This window comes from Kitasatospora sp. NPDC036755, from assembly GCF_040636595.1.
Classification (GTDB): Bacteria; Actinomycetota; Actinomycetes; order Streptomycetales; family Streptomycetaceae; genus Kitasatospora.
On sequence record NZ_JBEZUT010000039.1, the window covers coordinates 17,641 to 37,867 of the forward strand.

Consider the following 20,227-nt stretch of genomic DNA (forward strand, 5'->3'; position numbering starts at 1 on the left):
TCACGTGGCCCCCACAACGACCTGCCGCGCGGCCGTGGCCGCGCCCACCGGAGAGGTTCCACCCTTGCGCCTTCGTCCCGCCGTCGCGGCGACCGCGGCGGCCCTCGCGGCCGTCGTCGGCATGCCGCCGCCCGCGGCCCTCGCCGCCGAGCCCGCCACGGAGCTGTACGTGGCCAAGACCGCGTCCTGCTCCGACACCGGCCCGGGCAGCCGGGCCGTGCCGTACTGCACCATCGGCGCCGCCGCCGGCGTTGTCCTGCCCGGGCAGACGGTGCGGATCGCGCCGGGCGAGTACGCCGAGCAGGTGGACGTCCGCCGTTCCGGCACGCCGGGGCACCCGATCAGGTTCGTGGGCGAGTGGGCTACCGGGCGCCCGAACACCGAGCCCCGGGTCTCGGTGATGGCGCCGCAGGAGAAGCAGGGCGTCCACGCCTTCACCCTGACCGGGGTCCATGACGTGGAGGTGCGCGAGCTCTTCGCGTTCGCGCAGGACACGGCCGTCACCGTCACGGACTCCTCGGCCGTCACCCTCGACCGGCTCTTCGTCCAGGGCTCGTACGCGACGTTCACCGGCGGCCTCTCCGTCGCCGGGGCGAGCAGCGACGTCACCGTGAGCCGCAGCCAGTTCAACGTCGGCGACGGCATCGGCATCGGCGCCGGAGTCCGGCGCGCGGTCGTGACCACCAACGACATCGGGCAGTCCTCGACCGGCATCACCGTGACGGATTCCCCGGGGGCGGTGGTCACCGGGAACACGGTCAGCTACAACCGGGACTCGGGGATCGTCCTGGCCGGGGCCTCCGCCGGAGCCGTGGTGGAGAACAACGTCCTGGTGCGCAACGTGAGCGGGAAGCGCCCCGGCGCCGCCCAGCTCGACGTCGGACCGGGCTCGGTGGCGGACACCAAGGTCGACTACAACCTGGTCACCGACGAGGGCGACGGCGGCTACCGGTGGGCCGGAACGGCCTACCGGCTGCCCGCCCTGCGGGCGGCCACCGGCCAGGCCGCCCACGACCTCGCCGAATCCGGGCCGACCGTCAGCGGGGGAGTGCCGAGCCTCCCGGAGGAGTGGTCCGTGTCGATCGACTCCGGAGACCCTTCGGCACCCGGCCTGCCCGACACCGACCAGGCCGGCCGGCCGGTCATCGACGACCCGAAGGTGCCGAACGCCCCGGGCGGCGGCCACCGGGACCGCGGCGCGTACGAACGGTACGGGCTGATCGACGTGTCCGTCGCGACGGACCTGGACCGCGGCGCCTACCCGCTGACGGTCAGGGCCACGGCCTCCGCCCACAACGAGTGGACGTCCGACCAGACGTACACCTTCGACTTCGGCGACGGCAGCGCCCCGGTGACCAGCGCGGAGAAGACCGTCCCGCACACCTACACCACCAAGGGCGATTACCAGATCGCCGTCACCGCCACCGACGGGTACGGCCAGCGGCTCACCAGCCTCGGCGACGGGTACGGGGCCTACGGGGGCAGAGTGAGGGTGAGCGACCCCGGCCCGGCGAAGGCCGTGCTGGAGGCCACGAACCCCTCCGGGGGCTTCCAGTTCTCCCTGAGCGCCATCAAGAGCACCAGTCCCTGGGAGATCGCCTCCTACGCGTACGACTTCGGCGACGGCTCGCCGGTCGAGACCTCGGCCAAGGACTACGCCAGCCACATGTACACCACACCCGGCACCTACACCGCCTCGGTCGCCGTGACCGACACCGCCGGGCAGACCGACCGGGCCACGACCGCGGTCAGCGTGGGATTCGCCCCGGCGGGCTTCGTCCCGGTGGCCCCGAAGCGGATCTACGACACCCGGGACCCGGCGAACGACCCCGGCCGCGCCGGCGGGTTCGGACCCGGTGAGAGCCGGCCGATCATCGCGGGCCTCCCGCAGGGCGCCACCGCGGCGGTCATGAACATCACCGCCACCGGCGCCTCCGCGAGCACCCACCTGGACACCTCCACCATCGGCGGCGCCCCGAGCGGGACCTCCGGCCTGAACGTCGCCCCCGGCGAGACCGTCGCCAACCTGGTGACCGTTCCGGTCACGTCGACGAGCGGCTACAACTTCGGCCTCACCAACCACGCCGGCACCGTCGACGTGGTGGTCGACCTGATGGGCTACTACCTGCCGCAGGCCCAGGACGGCTACGCCCCGCTGCCGCCCGCCCGGCTCGCCGACACCCGCCGGTCCGGCGCCAAGGTGGCGCCCGGCGCCTCGCTGCCGCTGAAGGTGGCCGGCGCCGCGGGCGTCCCGGCCGGGGCCAAGGCCGTCGCCCTCAACCTGACCGCCACCGAGCCCACCGCGAACGGCTACCTGGCGGCCCGGCCCGGCGGACAGAGCGGCCGGCCGGCCACGTCCAGCCTGAACTTCGCGCCCGGACAGACGGTGGCGAACCAGGTGATCGTGCCGCTCGGCCCGGACGGCACGGTGGACGTCTACAACAACGACGGCTCCACCCACGTGATCGCCGACGTCGTCGGCTACTACGGGGGCGGCGCCACCGGACGGTTCACCCCCGTCATCCCGGTCCGGCTGCAGGACACCCGGGTCGCACCGCTGTCCGCCCTCGGCCCCGGCGCGGAGACCACCGTCCGGATCGGCGGCGCCGGTCCGGTCCCGGCGAACGCCGTGGCCGGCGTGGTCAACCTGACCGCGACCGGGCCGCTCTCCGACGGGCACGTCATCGCCTACCCGGACCTCACCCCGGCCCCCGGCACCAGCAACCTCAACTTCCGCGCCGGGCAGACGGTGGCCAACCACGCCCAGGTCCCGCTCGGCACGAACGGGGCGATCCGGCTGCGGAACAACTCGGCCGGCGTCGACCTGATCACCGACCTCTACGGCTACTTCACGGCCGGCTGACCGGCCTCGACCCCCGCACGGGGCCGGCGCACCCGCACGGGCGCGCCGGCCCCGTCCCACGTCCGCGGCGTGCCCGGCAGCCGGATGGCGGCGGGGCGGTCGGGGCGGACCGCGAGGAGGCAGGGCTCCACCCGCCACCTGCTCGTCCACCAGGAGCAGACCATGGCCATCGCCCGCCGACCGGCCGGCTGCGCCCCGGGCGGCGCCGGACGTGCCGCGCCGGGCGACGGGCAAGAGGAAGCCGGACGTCCTGGCCGCCGAACGGGAGAGGTTTCACGCCGGCATGCGTGCGGGAGGCTACTCCGGTGAGTCGATCAAGGCCCTGTGGGATGTGATGCTGCCGTTCGCCGGCTACGCCTTCAACACGTCGCACACCGTCGGCTACGGCCTCGTCTCCTCCTGGACCGCCCACCTGAGCGCGAACCACCCGGCCGAGTTCACGGCCGCCATGGCCTCCGACATCGAGGCCGCCTTCGGCGCCGACGCCTGGGCGGGCCCGGCATGACGGCCCCGAACGGGCTCCCCGCCGGCATCGAGGTCCGCACCGCCGCCCTCCCGCCCTGCCGGCGCTGCGGCAACCCCGCCCTGCTGACCGCCCGCTACCCGCACTCCTGGCCGAACCGGTCCGGGAAGCCGGTGACCGGCTTCAAGGAGGCCACGCTCTGCGCCGTCTGCGACGAGGACGACCCGGCGGCCGCCGGGCTGCTCGCCCTGCTCGGCGGCCCGACGGCCGAGCGGCCCGCCGACCTCGGGGCGCTCGCCCGCCGGTGGGTGAGCGTCGTCCGCCACCGCACGCCCGACCCGGCGGTCCTGGAGGAGGAGGCGGCCCGGTACCGGGCCGGGGAGCTGTGAGCACCGGGGTAGCGGTCGCCCTCCGGCCGGGCCGGCGAAACCGGCCGCCGCCTGGCGCGACATCCCGTCCTGGTGCGTCGTCTCGAAGCAGGACCGGGCGCTCGCGCCCGACCTGGAGCGCTTCGAATCCCGGCGGGCGAAGTCGCGCACCGTCGAGATCGGCTCCTCGCACGTGCCGATGATGTCCCACCCCGACGTCGTCGCCCGCCAGATCCGCGGAGCCGACCGGCCGGACGTTCGCCCGGCAGACCGCCGAGGTGCCCGCCCAGGAGGCCGGGCAGGACGCCCGGACGGTGCCGGTCCGGCCGGAACCGGTCGGCGGGGTCGCCTTCGACGGCGTCCAGCGCGGGCCCGCTACCCCGCCGGGCCGGCCCCGCGGTGCGCCCGGGTGGTGCGCCACCGGCCGCAGGAGAGGGCCACCGAGGCCGACACGGTGGCCCCCGTACGGGAGTCGGCCGCCGACGAAGGCTCGTGAGGCCGTCCGCGCGCCCGGGCCCGCCGACCCGCCCGGGAAGTACCGCCGATGGAAACGCACTACGCCGCAAGGGGGTTCACGCACAGGGGCCGAATCGGCCATTCTCGATCCGGCCACCGTACCCCTCAGTAGGCGGACCGGCGACGGCTAGGTTGACCGGGACAACAAGCGGCGGCCGCCGGGCAGTCGGTGCCGCCCTGGCGAAAGGTGCCCGACATGCAGGTGAGCGTCGACCGGGACCGTTGCTGCAGCTCCGGCCTGTGCGTGACGAACGCCCCCGCGGTCTTCGACCAGGACGAGCGGGACAGTCTCGTGACGCTCCGTCAGACCGTGCTGCTGCCCGAGCAGTTCGACGGCGTCAGACTCGCCTCCGAGCTCTGCCCGGGCCGGGCGATCACCGTCACCGGGGACGAGTCCGCGCGGACCGGCGCCTGACGGACCTCCGCCGCCGGCCCCGCAGGCCGCTGGGCACCTTCCCGGGCTCCCTGAACCCCACGAGGACACCCGCGACGTGAGGAGACTCCCACCGTGACCACCACACCCACCACGCCCATCGCCCCCGCCGTCCCGTTGCTGCCGGCCCGGCACTCCGGCGGCTGCCCGTTCGGCCCGCCGCCCGCGTACCCCGAGGCCGCCGCCACCGGGCCGGTGACCAGGGCCGAACTGCCCGACGGCGACCTCTGCTGGCTGGTCACCGGCTTCGCCGAGGTCCGCACCGTGCTGTCCGACCGCCGGTTCAGCGCCGACATACGCCACCCGGCCTTCCCGCTGCTCGTCGCGGGCGCTCGCGAACTGATCACCGACAATCCGGACTTCCTGCGGCTCGACGACCCCGAGCACGCCCGCCAGCGCCGCATGATCACCGGGGAGTTCCTGGTCAAGCGGGTGGAGGCGCTGCGCCCGGAGATCCAGCGGATCGTGGACGAGGCACTGGACCGGATGACCGCGGGCCGGACCACGGCCGACCTGGTCACCGACTTCGCGCTGCCGGTGCCCTCGCTGGTGATCTGCCTGCTGCTCGGCGTGCCGTACGAGGACCACGACCGCTTCCAGAGCCTGAGCCGCACGATGCTCAGCCGGGAGAGCACCGTGGAGCAGCTCCGGGAGGCCCAGGAGGAGGTCCGGGACTACCTGCGCGACCTGACGGCCCGCAAGCGCGCACAGCCGGAGGACGACGCCCTCAGCCGGCTCGCGGCGCGGGACGACCTGACGCCGGACGACGTGGCCGGCATGGCCGTGCTGCTGCTGATCGCCGGGCACGAGACGACCGCGAGCATGATCTCGCTGTCGACCGCGCTGCTGCTGGAGCACCCCGAGCAGATCCCCGGCCTGGCCGACCCGGCCACCCTGCCCGGTGCGGTGGATGAGCTGTTGCGGCTGCTGACCATCGTGCACACCGGCCTGCCCCGGGTGGCGCTGGAGGACGTGGAGCTGGGCGGCGTCACCGTCCGGGCCGGGGAGGGCGTGATGGCGATGCTCTCCACCGCCAACCGGGACGACGCGGTGTTCGGCGGCGCCGGCCGTCGGGCGACGGACGAGCTGGACCTGGACCGGGACGCCCGGCGGCACCTGGCGTTCGGCTTCGGCGTGCACCAGTGCCTGGGCCAGCCGTTGGCCCGCGCCGAACTCCAGATTGCCCTGGAGACGCTGTTCCGCCGGCTGCCGGGGCTGCGGGTGACCGGCGAGCGCGAGTTCCGCACGGATTCGTTCATCTACGGGATGCGGTCACTGCCCGTGACCTGGTGAGCGGGAGCCCACGGAGAACCCTCACCGGGGTGCCGGCTGGTCTCCCGGCGCACCACGCGTGGCGTCGCGCACCCGGTGACGCCCCGCCGAAGCCCGTCAGTCGTGCGGGACGAGGGCGACCGGGCAGACCACGTGGTGGATCGCGGCGTGGGCGACGGGGCCGAGGTGGGCGCCGAGCAGGGTGCGGCGGATGCGGCGGCCGACGACGAGCAGCCGGGCTCCGGCCGCCGCGTCCACCAGGGCCACGGAGCGGCTGCCCTGGATCAGGTCGGCGGTCACCGACACCTCGGGGTGGCGCTCGCGCCACGGGTCCAGCTGTTCGGCGAAGCGGGTCCGTTCGACGGCGGAGAGTTCGCCCTTGAGCCCGCCGACGGCCTGGAGCGCCATGTACTCGGTGGCGACCGGGGGCGCCCAGATGTGCACGACCCGCAGCGGCGCCCCGCGCCGGGCGGCCGCGTCGAAGGCGAAGGCCAGCACGTCGTCCATCGCGTGGGTCAGGTCGAGGCCGACCAGGACCGGGCCGTCGGACTCGACCGGCTCCGCCCGGACCAGCACCACCGGGCAGCTCGCCCGGCGCAGCACCTCCTGGCTCACCGAGCCGACCAGGAAGCCGCGTACGGGCCCCAGTCCGCGTGACCCCAGCACCAGCAGGGAGGCCGAGTTCCCGGCGGCCTCCAGTGCCTCGGCCGGGTCGGTCGGGACGATCGCCGAGGTGACCGGCCCGTCGCCGGCCAGTGGGCGCAGCTCCTCGGCCCGGTGCTCCAGCCGGTCCAGCGCGTGCCGGTAGGTCTCCTCGCTGCCGACGACGTCCCGGTGCGGCCACGGCCACGCCTCCAGGAGGTCGAGCGGGCAGGCGCGGCGCCGGGCTTCGCGGGCGGCCCATTCGGTGGCGGCGAGGCTCTCGGGCGAGCCGTCGAATCCGGCGACGACGGGTGCGGTCATGGTGTGCTCCTCATCCGCGCAGCGTGTCCAGGGCGGCGGTCAGCCGCTGCGCCGCCTCGTCCGCGACCTCGCCGAGGCCGCCGCCGGGGCCGGCCAGGGTGACCATCGTCTGCGGGTCGACGGCCTCGACCACCGTGGCGTCGCCGTCGGCCCGGACGACCACGTTGCAGGGCAGCAGCAACCCGATGCGGCGGTCGGCCCGGAGCGCGCGGTGGGCGAGGGCGGGGTTGCAGGCGCCGAGGATCAGGTAGTCCTCGATCTCCGCGCCGATCTTCTCGCGCAGCGTCGCCCGGACGTCGATGGTGGTCAGGACGCCGAAGCCCTGTTCCTTGAGCGCGGCGGTGACCGCCTCCACCGCCTGCGCGAACGGCCGGTCGAGCCGTACGCCGAGACCGTAGTCCATGGGTTCCTCCGCAAGAGTCCGGGCGGCCCCAGTATCGGCGGGCGCCGTGCCCGCCGCCTCTCGGGACGGACCGCGGCGCGGTGCCGGCGGTCCGTCGGGGCGGGCTCGGTGGGTGCGCTGTCGGTGGTGCCTCCTAGGCTCGTGCCGTACTGCTTCCGGGGAGGGTGTTGTGATGGTGCGCAGGCCGGTCGACGGCGAGGTGCGGGTCCACTACGGGCAGCTCTACGTGGAGAGCGATCCCGATGGCGCGGGGCCCGATCTGGCGAACGCGTTCGCCGGTCAGCGTTCCGGGCTCTGCGGCGCGGCCGTGCCCGGCGCGCTCTGGCTGACCACCGGTCTGCACACCGGGACGGTCGGGTTCACCGTGGAGGTGCACGAGCAGGCCCCGCCGCTGGACGAGGGCTGGGAGGACGTGGTGGAGGTGTCGTTCCGTCCTGCCTCCGACGAGTGCAGCCTGGTGGAGTGGGGCGGCGGCGTCGCCGGGGAGCTGGACCTCGCGGAGACGGACCACCGGGTGCGCTACTGCGCCCGGGGAATGGACGAGGGGCACCGGCTCGACACCCTGGTGTCCGGCGAGCCACCGGTGGACCGCTACCTGCTCCAGTTCTGGCCGGCCCCGCCCGCGCCCGACCGGGTCCTGCGGCAGACCTCGGCGCAGGCCGCCTACTGGCACGACTGCGCCCGGAAGCTGCCGCCGCCGCCCACGCCCGAGGAGCGCGCGGCGGAGGAGGACCGGGCCCGGCTCGCTCGGGAGCGGGTGGCGGAGGAGAACCGGGCCGCCGCCGAGCTGTGGGAGTGGGGCGGACGGCGGCCGAGCGCGGCCCTGCGCGGCGTGACCGGCAACGTCCGGGGCCTGCTGGAGTTCGACGCGCCCCTGCTGCACGCCCTGGACGACGCCGGCCCGCGGGCCCGGTACGCGGTGGCGCGGTTCGCCGCCCGGCGGGCCTGCACGGTGGCGGGCCTCGCCGAGCTCGACTGGGTCGCCGCCGCGCTGACCGCCCTGGACGAGGACCGCCCGCTGCCTCCGCCCTTCGACGACCGGGTCGCGCTCTGGCAGGTCCTGGCCGGGGACCCGCGCGTGCCCGACCGGGCGGTCCGCCGGGCCGTCCCGCCGGAGCGCGAGCCCTTCCGGCCCCCGCACCCGGACCCCGACGGACCGTGGGCGGTGCCCCTCCCGCAGCCGAAGCCCGCCTCGTGGCCGGAGCCGTTCGACGCCAAGGTGCCGCACCCCCCGGCACCCGCCGTCGAGGGAGCGGTCTTCGCCGATGCGACGGCCGTCGCCGAGGGAGCGGTCTTCGTCGAGGGGGCGGCCTTCGGCACCTTCGGCTACACCGTCCGGGGCTCCGCCGCCGGCTTCGGCCCGGTCGAGCCCGACTGGCCGGTGTCGCAGCCGCACATGGCGCTGCCCGCCGTGGTCGGCGCGGCCGAGCCGGACTCGCTGCGGGCCGCGATCGACGCGGTGTACGCGGCGGTGGTGACGTACGGCGAGGACCACCGGACGCTGCTGGCGCAGGTGCGGGCCGTGCTGGCGGAGCACGTCTGACGGCCCGGCGGGGCCCTCCCCGCGCCGCCACGAGGGCCGTCGGGGCCGCTGCCTCATGCACCCGGGACAACGGGTGCAGCAGACTTCAGGAATCCGGAGGGGCCCGACGAGGGAGAGGGCGCAGATGGCTGCGGAGAGCACGCGTAGAGCCTGGTGGCGGCCACGATCCGGTCCGGCGGAGCGGCAACTGGCCGCGGCCGGGCTGTGCGCGCTCCTCTGCCTGGTGGTCGGCGGCCTGTGGGTCGGGTACGTGCTGAGCCACCTCGGCGCGCCCGGCGTCTCCGTGCCCGTCCACGACCTGGCGGTGCTCGGGTACGGCCTCGCCGCCGTCGCCGGCGGGGTGCTGCTGCACGCCCACCGGCCGGGCAACCAGCTCGGCTGGGTGCTGCTCGTGTACGGCGCCACCTCGATCGTCCCGGTCGCCGCGGAGGCCCCGGTCTGGGTCCAGGGGGGCGATCCGCACGTGGTCGGGGCGGTGGCGGTCCTGTCCTCGCTGTGCGACACCGTCAGTGGCGCCCTGTGGCACGCGCTGCCCCTGTGGCTGCCGTTCGGGACGCTGCCGAGCGGGCGGTGGTGGTGGGCGATCGGTGCCGTGGCCCTGTGGCGGCTGCCTCCGGCGAGCTACTACGTCGCCGAGCCCACCGTGTTCGGCCGGCCCAACCCGTTCGCGGGCAGCGGGCTCGCGAACTGGCTGCAGGGCTTCAACGACCGGATGCTCGACACCCAGCTCGTCGTGTACGTCGCGCTGACCGTCCTGGTGGTGCTGGTGCCGCTGTCCCGCGTCCGCGGGGTCTCCCGGCGCCGCCGCCAGAACGTCCTGACCGCCCTCGGGGTCTACCTGCTGTGGGGCGGGGCCGAGCTCGGCTACTACTTCGACCAGGGCGCCCTCGCGTACGCCGCGTTCGCCGTCACCTCGGCGCTGTGGACGGTGACCCTGGCCGCCGTCGTGGTCCGGGACGGCTCGTGGCACCTCGACCGGGCCGCCCGGCGGGTGCTGGTCGGCCTGCTGGTGGCCGCCGGGCTGGCCGTGGTCTTCGTGGTGGTGGCCTGCCTGCTGTCGACCATGCTGATGCCCGGGCGCGGACTCGGGGCGCTGGTGGTGGTCGCCGCCGTCTTCCTGCTCGCCACCGGCCTTCCGAAGGGCGTGCGCTGGGCCTCCGACGTCGTCGACCGCTGGTACTACGGTTCGCGCGCGCAGCCGTACCAGGTGCTGCGCAGCCTCGCCGGGAGGGTCAGCCAGACCGTCGACCCGCAGGAGGTCCCGGCCGTGCTGTGCCGCACCGTCAGTGACGAACTGCTCCTGCCCGGTGTGGAGTTGACCGTCTCCACCCGGGGCGGCGAACGGTCGCTGGCCGCCGTCGGGGAGCTCTCCGGCAGCGACGAGGCCTTCCCGCTGGTGCACCGCGGGGACCGCATCGGGCGGCTGGTCGTCGCCCCGCGCCGGGGCCAGCGGGTGCTCGACGGCAGCGACCGCGACATCCTGCGCTCGCTCGCCGACCAGGCCGCGCCCGCCGTCGCCTCGCTCCAGCTGACGGAGGACCTGCGGGCCAGCCGGGAACAGATCGTCGCCGCCCGCGAGGAGGAGCGCCGCCAGCTGCGCCGGGACATCCACGACGGGATCGGCCCGATGCTGGCCGGGCTGCGGCTGCGCCTCCAGGCCGCCGCGGCGGTGGACGACCCGGCGCGCTTCGCCACCGTGCTGGACCGGGTCGCGGACGACCTCGCCTCGGCCGTCCGGGAGGTCCGGCGGATCACCGACCGGCTGGGGCCCACCGCGCTGGGCGACTACGGCCTGTCCTGCGCGCTCAACCGGCTCGCCGAGACCTTCAGCGGCCCGGACCTCACCGTCACCGCCCGGCTGGAGCCCGACCCGCTGCCGGCGCTGCCCGCCGCCGTCGAGGTCGCCGTCTACCGGATCACCGCGGAGGCGCTCAACAACGTGCTGCGCCACGCCCGGGCGAGCAGCGCCACGGTGTCCGTCCGGGTGGACGCCGGGCGGCTGCGGCTCGACGTCGAGGACGACGGGCAGGGCCCGGACCACGGCCTGCCGGTGCACCCGGGGGTGGGGATCCAGTCGATGTCCGAGCGGGCCGCGGAGATCGGCGGCAGCTGCACCGTGGACGCCCTGCGGCACGGGACGCGGGTGCACGCGGTGCTCCCGCGCCGGCCCGCGAGCGGGTGAGGGCGGGACCTCGCGCCCGGCAGGGCCTCCTCCTCCGGTGAGTGCCCGCACGATGACGGTGGTCCTGCGCGGTGTGCCTGTGCGGACCGAAGCGCCCCCGGCGCGACGGGCGGCCGGGGGCGGGAGAGGGGGACGGTGGAGAGGGGGTCAGTGGCAGTTCGGGGGCGTGCAGCGGCGGGGACTGGGGTGGGAGGGACTGGTCGAGGCACTGGGGCCGCGACGGCTGTGTTTCGCTCCCGGGGCGCCCTCGCCGCCCGGGACCGGGCACCTGCAGGCCCGGATGGCGGCGGCGACGCTCACCGCGGCGAAGACCGCGGTGACACCGGCGGCCACCAGCGCCGTGCTGGCCGTTCTGTCGGTCATGGGGTCCTCCACGGGGATTCCGCAGGCGGGTCCGGCTTCGACCCGCTCCTCCATGCCATCGCTGACGGCGCCCCAGCCGCATGGGGCCACGGTCCCGTCCCGGTCCCGTCGTGGGGGAGGGGCCGCCGGGCTCGGCGCGGGCCCGGTCGTCGGGCCGTTTCCCGGAGCACGGCGGGACGGGTTCGTTCACTAACATCGACAGTGGTTCCCGGGATGCCCGGGCCGTCGAAAATCGTGATATACGCAATGCTTCACCCTGCGGATGTGCGGGCGCCCACGCGGCCGGACCGGGATTTCCCGGAGATCCGGCGGCCGATGCGTGCTGCGAAGGGTGCGAGGAAAGGCGAATGAAGAAGGTGGGCGAGCATGGCCGTTGAGACGGATGCCGGGCACGGACCGGACACGGGCGTCCCGCAGCGGCGGCGCGGCGAGGCACTGGAGAGCGCCATCTACGAGGCGGTCCTCCAGCAGCTCACCACCGACGGCTACGCCCGGCTCACCATGGAGGGGGTGGCCGCCGCCGCACAGACCGGCAAGGCCGCGCTCTACCGCCGCTGGTCCTCCAAGGAGGAGCTGGTCAAGGACGCGCTGCGGGCCAGCCTGCCGGCCCCCGGACCGGCCCCCGACACCGGCAGCCTGCGCGGCGACCTGCTGGAGGTGGTCACCAGGCTGCGCGCCGCGATGGTCAGCGAGCTGGGCGCCGCGGTACGGGCCGTCATGAGCGAGCTCGACCACCGGCGGGCGCGCGCCTTCGTGGAGATCGTGCTGGAACGGGTGGTCGAGCCGACGACGGCGCTGATCGCCGAGGTGCTGGACCGCGGCACCGAGCGCGGAGAGGTCCGCCCCGGATCGGTCACCCCGCTCGTCACCGACCTGGTGCCGGCGCTGCTGCTGTACCGGATCAAGATGTGCGGCGGGGAGGCCGTGCAGCTCGATCCGGCGGAGATCGTCGACGAGCTGCTGCTGCCGATCGTCCGCCCCTGACGGACGTACCCCGGTGGGGGCGGGACGGTCGGCGGGGGCCCGCGCATTTCCCGCTGCCCGCCCCCCGCTTTCCGCTGCCCGCCTCCCGCTGCGCGCTTCCCGGTGCGGAAAGCGGAAACGGCGGGAATCCCGGGGGAAGGCTCCGGAGGGGTTCCGGGGTCGATGTCCGCGGGATTCGGCGGGCGGCGGCGCCCCGTGCCGGGACCCCGCCGCCCGCCGTTCCCCCGCGGCTCAGGCGCCGCTGTGGCGGAGCATGTCCTCGCGCTCGACGACCTTGACCCGCTCGCGCTGCTCGGCCTCGCCGAGCGCGCGCTCGTGGGCGTCCAGCAGCTTCCAGCCGTCCCAGGTGGTGAAGCGGACGCCCTGCGCCCGCAGGTGCTCCTCCACGGCCGCCGGGTCGGGCTCGACGGCGCCGGGCAGGCGGTCGGCGGCGTGGTCGTCCAGCAGGCAGGCGACGGTCTCGTTGGCGTCGCCCTTGGTGTGGCCGATCAGGCCGACCGGGCCGCGCTTGATCCAGCCGGTCACGTACGTGGCGGTGTGGTGCGAGCCGTCGCCGTCCAGGACCCGTCCGGCCTGGTGCGGGACGGTGCCCGAGGCCGGGTCGAAGGGCAGCTTGGGCAGCTCGTCGGAGTAGTAGCCGACCGCGCGGTACACCGACTGCACGTCCCAGTCGGTGAAGCCGCCGGTGCCGTGCACGTTGCCGGTGCCGTCCAGCTCGGTGCGCTCGGTGCGCAGACCGACCACCCGGCCGTCCTCGCCGAGCACCTCCACCGGGGACTCGAAGAAGTGCAGGTACACCCGGTGCGGGCGGTCGCCGACGTCGCGGATCGCCCAGTTCTCCAGGGTCGAGGCGACCAGGTCGACGTGCTTGACCGCGCGGCGCTCGGCGATCGAGCCCTCGTCGTAGTCGATGTCCTCGGGGGCGACGATCACCTCGATGGTGGGCGAGTGGTCCAGCTCGCGCAGCTCCATCGGGCTGAACTTGGCCTGGGCGGGGCCGCGGCGGCCGAAGACGTGCACCTCGACGGCCCGGTTGCGCTTCAGGCCCTCGTACACGTTCGGCGGGATCTCGGTGGGCAGCAGCTCGTCGGCGGTCTTGGCGAGCACCCGGGCGACGTCCAGGGCGACGTTGCCGACGCCCAGGACGGCGACCTTCTCGGCCTCCAGCGGCCAGGTCCGGGGGACGTCCGGGTGCCCGTCGTACCAGGAGACGAAGTCGGCGGCGCCGTAGGAGCCGTCGAGGTGGATGCCGGGTATGTCCAGGGCCCGGTCGGCCATCGCGCCGGTGGAGAAGACCACGGCGTCGTAGAAGCGGTGCAGGTCGTCCAGCGCGAGGTCGTTCGGGTAGTCGACGTTGCCGAACAGCCGGACCTGGGGCTTGTCGAGCACCTGGTGCAGGGCGGTGACGATGCCCTTGATGCGCGGGTGGTCGGGCGCGACCCCGTAGCGGATCAGGCCGAACGGGGCGGGCATCCGCTCGAACAGGTCGATCGAGACACCGGGGTCCTGGGCGGCGTCGGACTTCAGCAGGGCATCCGCGGCGTAGATGCCGGCGGGGCCGGCTCCGACGATCGCGACTCGGATCGGGCGGGGCATGACGGTGGTCCTCCGGTCGGGCGCGGTTGCAAACGTGGTCTGAACCTTTTTAGCAAACCCTACGGATGACCTGGGAAGTAGGCGGTGGTGATCTATGGCGTCATAGGTCGGGTCTATGCCCCGTGGGTCCGCGTTCGTAGGTCACCGGGTGGACGCGCGGCGGCGGCCGGGGCGTGCTGTCGGGGCGGGGGTGCGGGCTCGCGGACCGACACGCACGGGGCCCCGCCGTTGCTCGACTTGCCGTCGGCCGGGCGCTTGGATGGAGTCGGCCCGGTCGTCGCCCGGGCGCGGCCCGACGGCCCCCGGCCAGCCGAGGAGTCACCACCGTGAACGACACCGCCGACCCCGCCGACCCCGCCGCCGTGGCCCGTCGGATCGCCGAACGGCGCGAGCAGCTGGGCCTGAGCGAGGAGGCCCTGGCCAACCGGGCCGCGATGGCCCCCCGCTACCTGCGGTGCCTGCTGGACGCCGGGCCCGGCTTCGACCCGGGAGGCTTCGTCCGGGTCGCCGCCGCCCTCGACAGCACCCCCGCCGAGCTGCGGACCGGCCGTGCCGACGCCCCGCCCGGCCAGGGCGGGCCGGGGCCCCGCCCCCGGCTGCTCGACCTCACCGAACCGGAGTGCTGGAAGCTGGTCGGCGGCCACGGCATCGGCCGGATCGCCCTGCCGGTCGAGCCGGGCCCGGTGGTCCTGCCGGTCAACTACGTGGTGGACCAGGGCTCCTTCGCCTACCGCACCGGCGAGCACGGCGGCGGATCCGCACCGGAGGAGGGCGCCGCGGTCTCCTTCCAGGTCGACCACATCGACGAGTACCTCGGCCGGGGCTGGAGCGTGCTCGCCCTCGGCCCGGCGCACTACGTGGACGACCCCGCCGAACTGGAGCGCCTGGCCGGCCTGCCCGGCGCCGCCCCCTGGGCGGGCGGGGACCGGCCGCGCTGGGTGCGGATCCGCCCGGAGGAGATCAGCGGCCGCCGCCTGGTCTCGGGCTGAGGACCGCCCCGCCGTGCCCGGTCCGCGGTGACGGTCGCCGCGCGGAGGTGCGTCCGGCCCGTGGACGGGCGAGGGGATGACTGGTAGAGCAGACCGGAGACGGCCGGGCCGTCCGGGCGGCCGTGCGGGACGACCACCAGGAGAGCAGGGGCGATGCGCAGAGTTCTGATCGTCGGCGCCGGGCAGGCCGGACTCCAACTGGCGCTGGGGCTGCAGGCGCACGGCTACGACGTGACGGTGCTGACCGACCGCGGCCCGGAGGAGGTGCGCGGCGGGCGGGTCATGTCCAGCCAGTGCATGTTCGACTCCGCGCTGCGCACCGAGCGGGCCCTCGGCCTGGACCTGTGGGCCGACCGGGCCCCGCAGATCGAGGGCCTCGGGGTGTCGGTCGCCGGGCCGGAGCCGGCGCGCGCGATCGACTGGGTGGGGCGGCTGGACGCCTGCGCGCAGTCCGTCGACCAGCGACTGAAGATGTCCGCGTGGCTCGAGCTGTTCGCCGAACGCGGCGGGCGGGTCGAGCTGCGCCAGGTGACCGCGGCCGACCTGCAGAACCTGGTCGGCTCCTACGACCTGGTGCTGGTGGCCTCCGGAAAGGGCGCACTGGCCTCCCTGTTCGAGCGCGACCACGAGCGCTCCCCGTACGAGCGGCCGCAGCGCGCGCTGGCGGCCAGCTACGTGCACGGCCTCGGGCCGCGCCCCGAGCACGACTACCCGGCGGTGCGCTGCAACCTGGTGCCGGGCGTCGGCGAGCTCTTCATGGTGCCGGCGCTGACCGAGGCCGGGCCCTGCGACATCATGATCTGGGAGGCCCTGCCCGGCGGCCCGGCGGACGCCTTCGACGGGATCCGCGACCCGGCCGAACACCTGCGGGTGACCCTGGAGTTGATGAAGGCCTTCACCCCGTGGGAGTACGACCGCACCCGCGCCGGCGTCGAACTCACCGACGCCGGCGGCACCCTGGCCGGACGCTTCACCCCGGCGGTGCGCCACCCGGTCGGCGAACTGCCCGGCGGCGGAACGGTGCTGGGCGTCGCGGACGTCGTCGTCCTCAACGACCCGATCGCCGGCCAGGGCTCCAACAACGCCGCCAAGTGCGCGGCCGTCTACCTGGAGGCGATCCTCGCCCACGGCGACAAGCCCTTCGACCGGGCCTTCCAGCAGGGGGCCTTCGACGGCTTCTGGCGGATTGCCGCCCCCGCCACCACCTGGAGCAACGAACTGCTCGCCCCGCCGCCCCCGCGCGTCCTCCAGCTCCTCGCCGCCGGGGGCGAACTGCCCGCCGTGGCGCACCGGTTCGCCAACGCCTTCAACGACCCGGCGGACCTGGAGGAGTGGTACTTCGACCCGGCCAGGGCGGCCGCCTACCTGGACTCGGTCGCGGTGGCGGACTGACGCGGCGGACGGACGGACGGCCGGCGCGGCGGACGACCGGCGCGGCGGGCAGCCGGTCGGTGCGGGCAGCCGGTCGGTGCGGCGGGCGGGAGAAAGGTCAAGAACGTACCAAGTCCCGTACAGGCGGTCGTCGTTCGTGGTGGGTTCGTCTCGCCCCCCGGACGGCCGGGGGGCATCCGGCCCGGGACCCGGGCCGGAGGGGCGACGCGGACAACGGGGGAACAGCAGTGGCGGTCGACGGCGGCAACACGGCCCAGGCTGTGATCGATACGGCGTACAACGAGCGCAAACGGCTGCACACCGGGCGCAGCCGAACCGTCGCCGTGGTCGTGTTCGGCCTGCTGATCGCGCTCGGCTTCTTCCTCGCGCTGGTGGTCGGCAAGGCGGACCCGAACTCCGCGCCGACCTGCGACGGCACGACCATGACCCGGCACAGCCAGTGCCGGATCTGGTCCAACCACGGCGGCGGGGGCACCTACTCCTACGACGAGATGATCGACCGCCGGGAGTCCGGGAACGGCACGTGGCGGGTGATCGGCTTCGGCGGCGCGGGCGTGGCCGCCCTCCTGCTGGTCGTCTCCGCCGTCAAGCTCAACCCGAACCGTCCGTGGGGAGACCCGGTCGGCGCCGCCTGCCCGCGCTGCCGGGAACCCAACCTGCGGGAGAAGCACACCGTGCACAGCGTCACCCGGGGCCGGACCACCTACCGCTACAGCGGCATCGTCACCCTCTGCACCCCGGCCTGCGGCTTCGCCACGATCCGCCAGCGCTGACACCGGGCACCCGGCCCGGGGCGCGGACCGGCGGCGATGCCCGTCGGCGACGGCCGGCGGCGACGGCCGGTGCAGGGCCGGCGCGCGACCGGGCCCGAATAGGTGCCGCCGCTCCCACCGGCTACGCTCGGTCCCCGTCGAACGAACGATGGGGTGGACCGAGTGGGCAGGTGGGAGCGGGCGCTGGACGCGGCCGGCATACGGGAGGCCGGGCTGCGGGCCGACTACGGCCGGCAGCGGGAGCTCGTCGCCCGGTACAAGCGGGAGGTCGCGCTCGCCACCGAGCTGCTGCTGCCCGCCCCGATGGTCCCGCACGTGATCGCCGCCGCCGCCTTCATGCACCGCACCGACACCCTGCTCGACAGCGGCCCGCTCGCCGAACGCCGGGCGGCGTCCGCCCACTGGCAGCGGAAGGTCGCCGACAGCCTCACCGCCGGCCGCACCGACGACCCGGAGCTGCGCCCCCTGCTGCACAGCGCCGGCGCCCACCCCGTCCTGCGGGACCGGGTGCCGGACTTCCTCGCCGCGGCCGGAGCCGACCTGGACTTCACCGGCTTCGCCACCGAGGAGGACTACCAGGCCTACGTCGACGGCTACTCACTGCCCGCCTTCATGGTGGTCGCCGCCCTGATCGGACCGGACGGCGACCAGGGCGACTACCGCGCCGCCTGCCGCACCTTCATCGACGGCAGCCAGCGGCTGGACTTCGTCAACGACCTCGCCGAGGACCTCGCCGACGGCCGGCTGACCGTCCCCGTGCAGACCCTCGCGGAGCACGGCGTCACCCGCGCCGACCTGGAACGGGGCCGCGACCTGCCCGCCGTCCGGGCGCTGCTCGCCGACCTGCTCGGCCGGGCCGACCGGACCCTCGCCGAGGGCCGGGCCGTCATCGACCGGGTGCCGCCCGCCCACCGGCCGATGGTCCGCTGCATCGTCGGCGTGGAGGAGCTCACCGGCGCCGCCGCCCGCGCCGATCTCGGCGCCCTGCTGCGCCGCTCGGCGAGCCCGGCCAAGCCCGCGGCGCTGCGCCTGCTCGCCCGCGAGTACCTCCGGGCCCGCCGCCTCCGGGGCTGACCGGTCCCGGGGCCGACCGGCCCTCGCGGGTGCCCCCGCCGAGGGCGGGGGACTCCGGCGTCCACAAACGGAACCGCCCTTTGTCGTATCCGATCCGGCGCGTCCGTCAGCGCTCTGTCCCGGCCCCGAGGGGCTGACTAGCATGAGCCCGCTCAGCGCGCAGGATCCATCGACCCCAATCATTGGGAGGCCCCCATGAGTGCCCTGATGACCGACATTCGCGACGCCGGCCTGCTGGAGATCGACGAGGACGCCATCCGCTTCGAGGACGAGCTCGACGCCGACCTCACCCCGGTCGCCTGCCTCGCCGACCCGTGGGTGACCTACGTCCCGACCCGCTTCCCCTGTGAGTTCAACTCCTGATCCACCCGGATCCCGACGGACGGCGGACCACGGTGGACCGGGGGAGGACGGAACCATGAACGCACCACCCGACCCCGGCTCCGCCGGGGCCCGCCGTCCGGAGGCGGCGGCCCGGCGGAGGGACGCTGAGACCGGCCGGAGCGAAGCGCCGGCCCGGCAGCCGGACCCCGCGCCCGAAGCGCCGGGTGAGGAACTGCGGCGCAGGGCCGAGGACCTGGCCGCCCGGGCGCCCGGCCCCCGCCGCCCGCTGCGCACCGACGGCCAGTGGTGGTACCTGCGGGACCCGAGGATGCCGGAACTCGCCCACGGCTGGAAACTGCACCTGTCCGCCCGTCCGGACGGGTTCGCGGCGCTGCTGGACACGGTGCTCCCGATCCTGCTCGGCCGGGTCTGCGACGTGAAGTTCGCGGTCAGCGCGGTGGCGCTCCACGAGCTGAACAGCGGCCGGTGCGGCGCCGCCGCCGTCGGCAAGGCCGTCACGGTCTACCCCCGACCAGAGGAAGTCCGCGCGCTGGGAACGGAGTTGGCTCAGGTACTGGCCGGCTGGGACGGCCCGGCCGTGGTCAGCGACCGGCGCGTCCGGCCGGACGCGCCGGTGCACTACCGCTACGGGCCGTTCCGGGTCACCGACGACGAGGCCCGGGCCGGCATGACGGGCCCGGACGGCTCGCTGTTCCCCGGCCTGGCCGAGGCCCGCTACCGCCGACCGCCGTGGGCCGGCGACCCGTTCGAAACGCCCGGCGGCCCCGCCCGCCCGGCGACCACCCGGATCGGCGCCGGCCGCTACCGGATCACCGCGGGCATCACCCGCGCGCCGAGCGGCCACGTCTACCGGGCGGTCCAACTCGCCACCGGGCGCGAGGTGGTGGTCAAACAGGCCCGGGCCTTCGTCGCCGAGGACGGCGACGGCACCGACGCGCGGGGCCGGCTGCGGCACGAGCACCGGGTGCTCGACGCACTGGCCGGGGTCCCCGGCGTGCCCGCGGTGGTCGACTACTTCCGGCACGGCACCGACGAGTACCTGGTCAGCACCGCCTGCGGGCGGATCGACCTGCGCCGCGAGGTGCTCACCTCCGGCCCGTACGGCGCGGAGGGCCCGGCAGCCGCCGACGCCGGTGCCGCGGGCGGACGGGACTGGTGGACGCTGGCACGCCGGCTGCTGCGGGTGCTGGACGCGGTGCACGCGCGCGGCGTGGTGGTCTGCGACCTCAAACCGGCCAACGTGGTGCTCGACCGGGACGGCCGGCCCGCCCTGGTCGACTTCGGCGTGAGCGCCCTGGCCGGCCGCCGCCCGCCGGGCAGCACCGCCGGGTACGGCCTGCCGGGCGCCACCGGCGAGGACCCCACCGAGGACCACTACGCGCTCGGCGCCACCCTGCACCACGCCCTCACCGGGCTCGACCCGGTGGTCATCGACCCGGACCCGGCGACCAACCGCGACCGCACCCTGGCCTGCCTGCGCGCCGCCCTCCCGGATCCCGGGCACCCGGCGGCGGAGCTCGTCGACGGCCTGCTGAGCTTCGATCCGGCGCGCCGCGCCGCCGCGGCGGCCCGCCTGCGGACGGGGACCCTGCCGGCCCGGCGGGCCCTGCCCCCCGGGGGGGTGGGTGGGCGGCCGACCGAGGCACACAACGGAAGAGCGGGGGGGAGGGGAAGAGTGTTGCGGGTTGCGGGTAGATAACGGTGG

Annotated in this window: 17 protein-coding genes and 1 pseudogene; 15 read left to right on the forward strand and 3 right to left on the reverse strand. The window is 75.3% G+C overall.

Annotated features, from left to right (window positions below; all coding sequences use genetic code 11):
- The first annotated feature begins 64 nt into the window (after positions 1-64).
- From AB0E96_RS08845 to AB0E96_RS08870, 6 genes and pseudogenes are all read left to right on the forward strand, one after another.
- On the forward strand, positions 65-2,863 hold the full coding sequence (locus AB0E96_RS08845; RefSeq protein WP_359820345.1) for a PKD domain-containing protein: 2,799 nt from the start codon (positions 65-67) through the stop codon (positions 2,861-2,863).
- 283 nt (positions 2,864-3,146) lie between these two features.
- On the forward strand, positions 3,147-3,368 hold the full coding sequence (locus tag AB0E96_RS08850) for a hypothetical protein (protein WP_359820347.1): 222 nt from the start codon (positions 3,147-3,149) through the stop codon (positions 3,366-3,368).
- Positions 3,365-3,715, forward strand: a complete 351-nt coding sequence (locus tag AB0E96_RS08855; RefSeq protein ID WP_359820349.1) for a DUF6300 family protein — start codon at positions 3,365-3,367, stop codon at positions 3,713-3,715. Before AB0E96_RS08850 ends, AB0E96_RS08855 begins: the two co-directional genes overlap by 4 nt.
- 31 nt (positions 3,716-3,746) lie before the next feature.
- Positions 3,747-4,190 (forward strand): annotated as a pseudogene (locus tag AB0E96_RS08860) (alpha/beta fold hydrolase); the annotation flags it as partial.
- 216 nt (positions 4,191-4,406) lie between these two features.
- On the forward strand, positions 4,407-4,625 hold the full coding sequence (locus AB0E96_RS08865; protein WP_359820351.1) for a ferredoxin: 219 nt from the start codon (positions 4,407-4,409) through the stop codon (positions 4,623-4,625).
- Positions 4,626-4,718: 93 nt separating this feature from the next.
- Positions 4,719-5,936, forward strand: a complete 1,218-nt coding sequence (locus tag AB0E96_RS08870; RefSeq protein WP_359820353.1) for a cytochrome P450 — start codon at positions 4,719-4,721, stop codon at positions 5,934-5,936.
- A 96-nt stretch (positions 5,937-6,032) separates the two neighbouring features.
- Here the strand turns inward: AB0E96_RS08870 and AB0E96_RS08875 are convergent, their stop codons facing one another.
- Complete coding sequence (locus AB0E96_RS08875; RefSeq protein ID WP_359820355.1) at positions 6,033-6,878, reverse strand: universal stress protein; 846 nt, start codon at positions 6,876-6,878, stop codon at positions 6,033-6,035.
- A 10-nt stretch (positions 6,879-6,888) separates the two neighbouring features.
- Complete coding sequence (locus tag AB0E96_RS08880) at positions 6,889-7,281, reverse strand: DUF302 domain-containing protein (protein ID WP_359820358.1); 393 nt, start codon at positions 7,279-7,281, stop codon at positions 6,889-6,891.
- Positions 7,282-7,453: 172 nt separating this feature from the next.
- Here AB0E96_RS08880 and AB0E96_RS08885 point away from each other — a divergent pair, with 172 nt between their 5' ends.
- The 3 genes from AB0E96_RS08885 (at position 7,454) to AB0E96_RS08895 (ending at position 12,353) form a co-directional block, all read left to right on the forward strand.
- Positions 7,454-8,824 carry a hypothetical protein gene (locus AB0E96_RS08885; protein ID WP_359820361.1) on the forward strand — a complete coding sequence of 457 codons (1,371 nt, stop codon included), beginning with the start codon at positions 7,454-7,456 and terminating at the stop codon, positions 8,822-8,824.
- Between the two features lie 124 nt (positions 8,825-8,948).
- Positions 8,949-11,006: a histidine kinase gene (locus AB0E96_RS08890; protein WP_359820364.1), complete on the forward strand. Its 2,058-nt coding sequence runs from the start codon at positions 8,949-8,951 to the stop codon at positions 11,004-11,006.
- Between the two features lie 729 nt (positions 11,007-11,735).
- The gene (locus AB0E96_RS08895) at positions 11,736-12,353 is read left to right on the forward strand and encodes a TetR-like C-terminal domain-containing protein (protein WP_359820366.1); all 618 of its coding nucleotides are present in this window, start codon (positions 11,736-11,738) and stop codon (positions 12,351-12,353) included.
- A 231-nt stretch (positions 12,354-12,584) separates the two neighbouring features.
- On the opposite strand, the gene AB0E96_RS08900 is transcribed toward AB0E96_RS08895, so the two are convergent.
- The gene (locus AB0E96_RS08900) at positions 12,585-13,949 is read right to left on the reverse strand and encodes an FAD-dependent oxidoreductase (protein ID WP_359820369.1); all 1,365 of its coding nucleotides are present in this window, start codon (positions 13,947-13,949) and stop codon (positions 12,585-12,587) included.
- Positions 13,950-14,275: 326 nt separating this feature from the next.
- On the opposite strand from AB0E96_RS08900, the gene AB0E96_RS08905 reads away from it, so the two are divergent.
- The 6 genes from AB0E96_RS08905 to AB0E96_RS08930 all read left to right on the forward strand — a co-directional run bounded on the left by AB0E96_RS08905 (position 14,276) and on the right by AB0E96_RS08930 (position 20,221).
- Positions 14,276-14,938 (forward strand): pyridoxamine 5'-phosphate oxidase family protein, encoded by a 663-nt coding sequence (locus tag AB0E96_RS08905; protein ID WP_359820372.1) that lies wholly within the window; start codon positions 14,276-14,278, stop codon positions 14,936-14,938.
- A 153-nt stretch (positions 14,939-15,091) separates the two neighbouring features.
- Entirely contained in the window at positions 15,092-16,330 is a 1,239-nt protein-coding gene (locus tag AB0E96_RS08910) for a styrene monooxygenase/indole monooxygenase family protein (RefSeq protein WP_359820375.1), read from the forward strand.
- A 227-nt stretch (positions 16,331-16,557) separates the two neighbouring features.
- Positions 16,558-17,103, forward strand: a complete 546-nt coding sequence (locus AB0E96_RS08915; RefSeq protein ID WP_359820378.1) for a hypothetical protein — start codon at positions 16,558-16,560, stop codon at positions 17,101-17,103.
- 162 nt (positions 17,104-17,265) lie between these two features.
- Positions 17,266-18,177: a squalene/phytoene synthase family protein gene (locus AB0E96_RS08920; protein ID WP_359820380.1), complete on the forward strand. Its 912-nt coding sequence runs from the start codon at positions 17,266-17,268 to the stop codon at positions 18,175-18,177.
- Between the two features lie 195 nt (positions 18,178-18,372).
- Entirely contained in the window at positions 18,373-18,540 is a 168-nt protein-coding gene (locus AB0E96_RS08925; RefSeq protein WP_359820382.1) for an SflA family class IV lanthipeptide, read from the forward strand.
- A 55-nt stretch (positions 18,541-18,595) separates the two neighbouring features.
- Entirely contained in the window at positions 18,596-20,221 is a 1,626-nt protein-coding gene (locus AB0E96_RS08930; protein ID WP_359820385.1) for a hypothetical protein, read from the forward strand.
- Positions 20,222-20,227 lie beyond the last annotated feature (6 nt).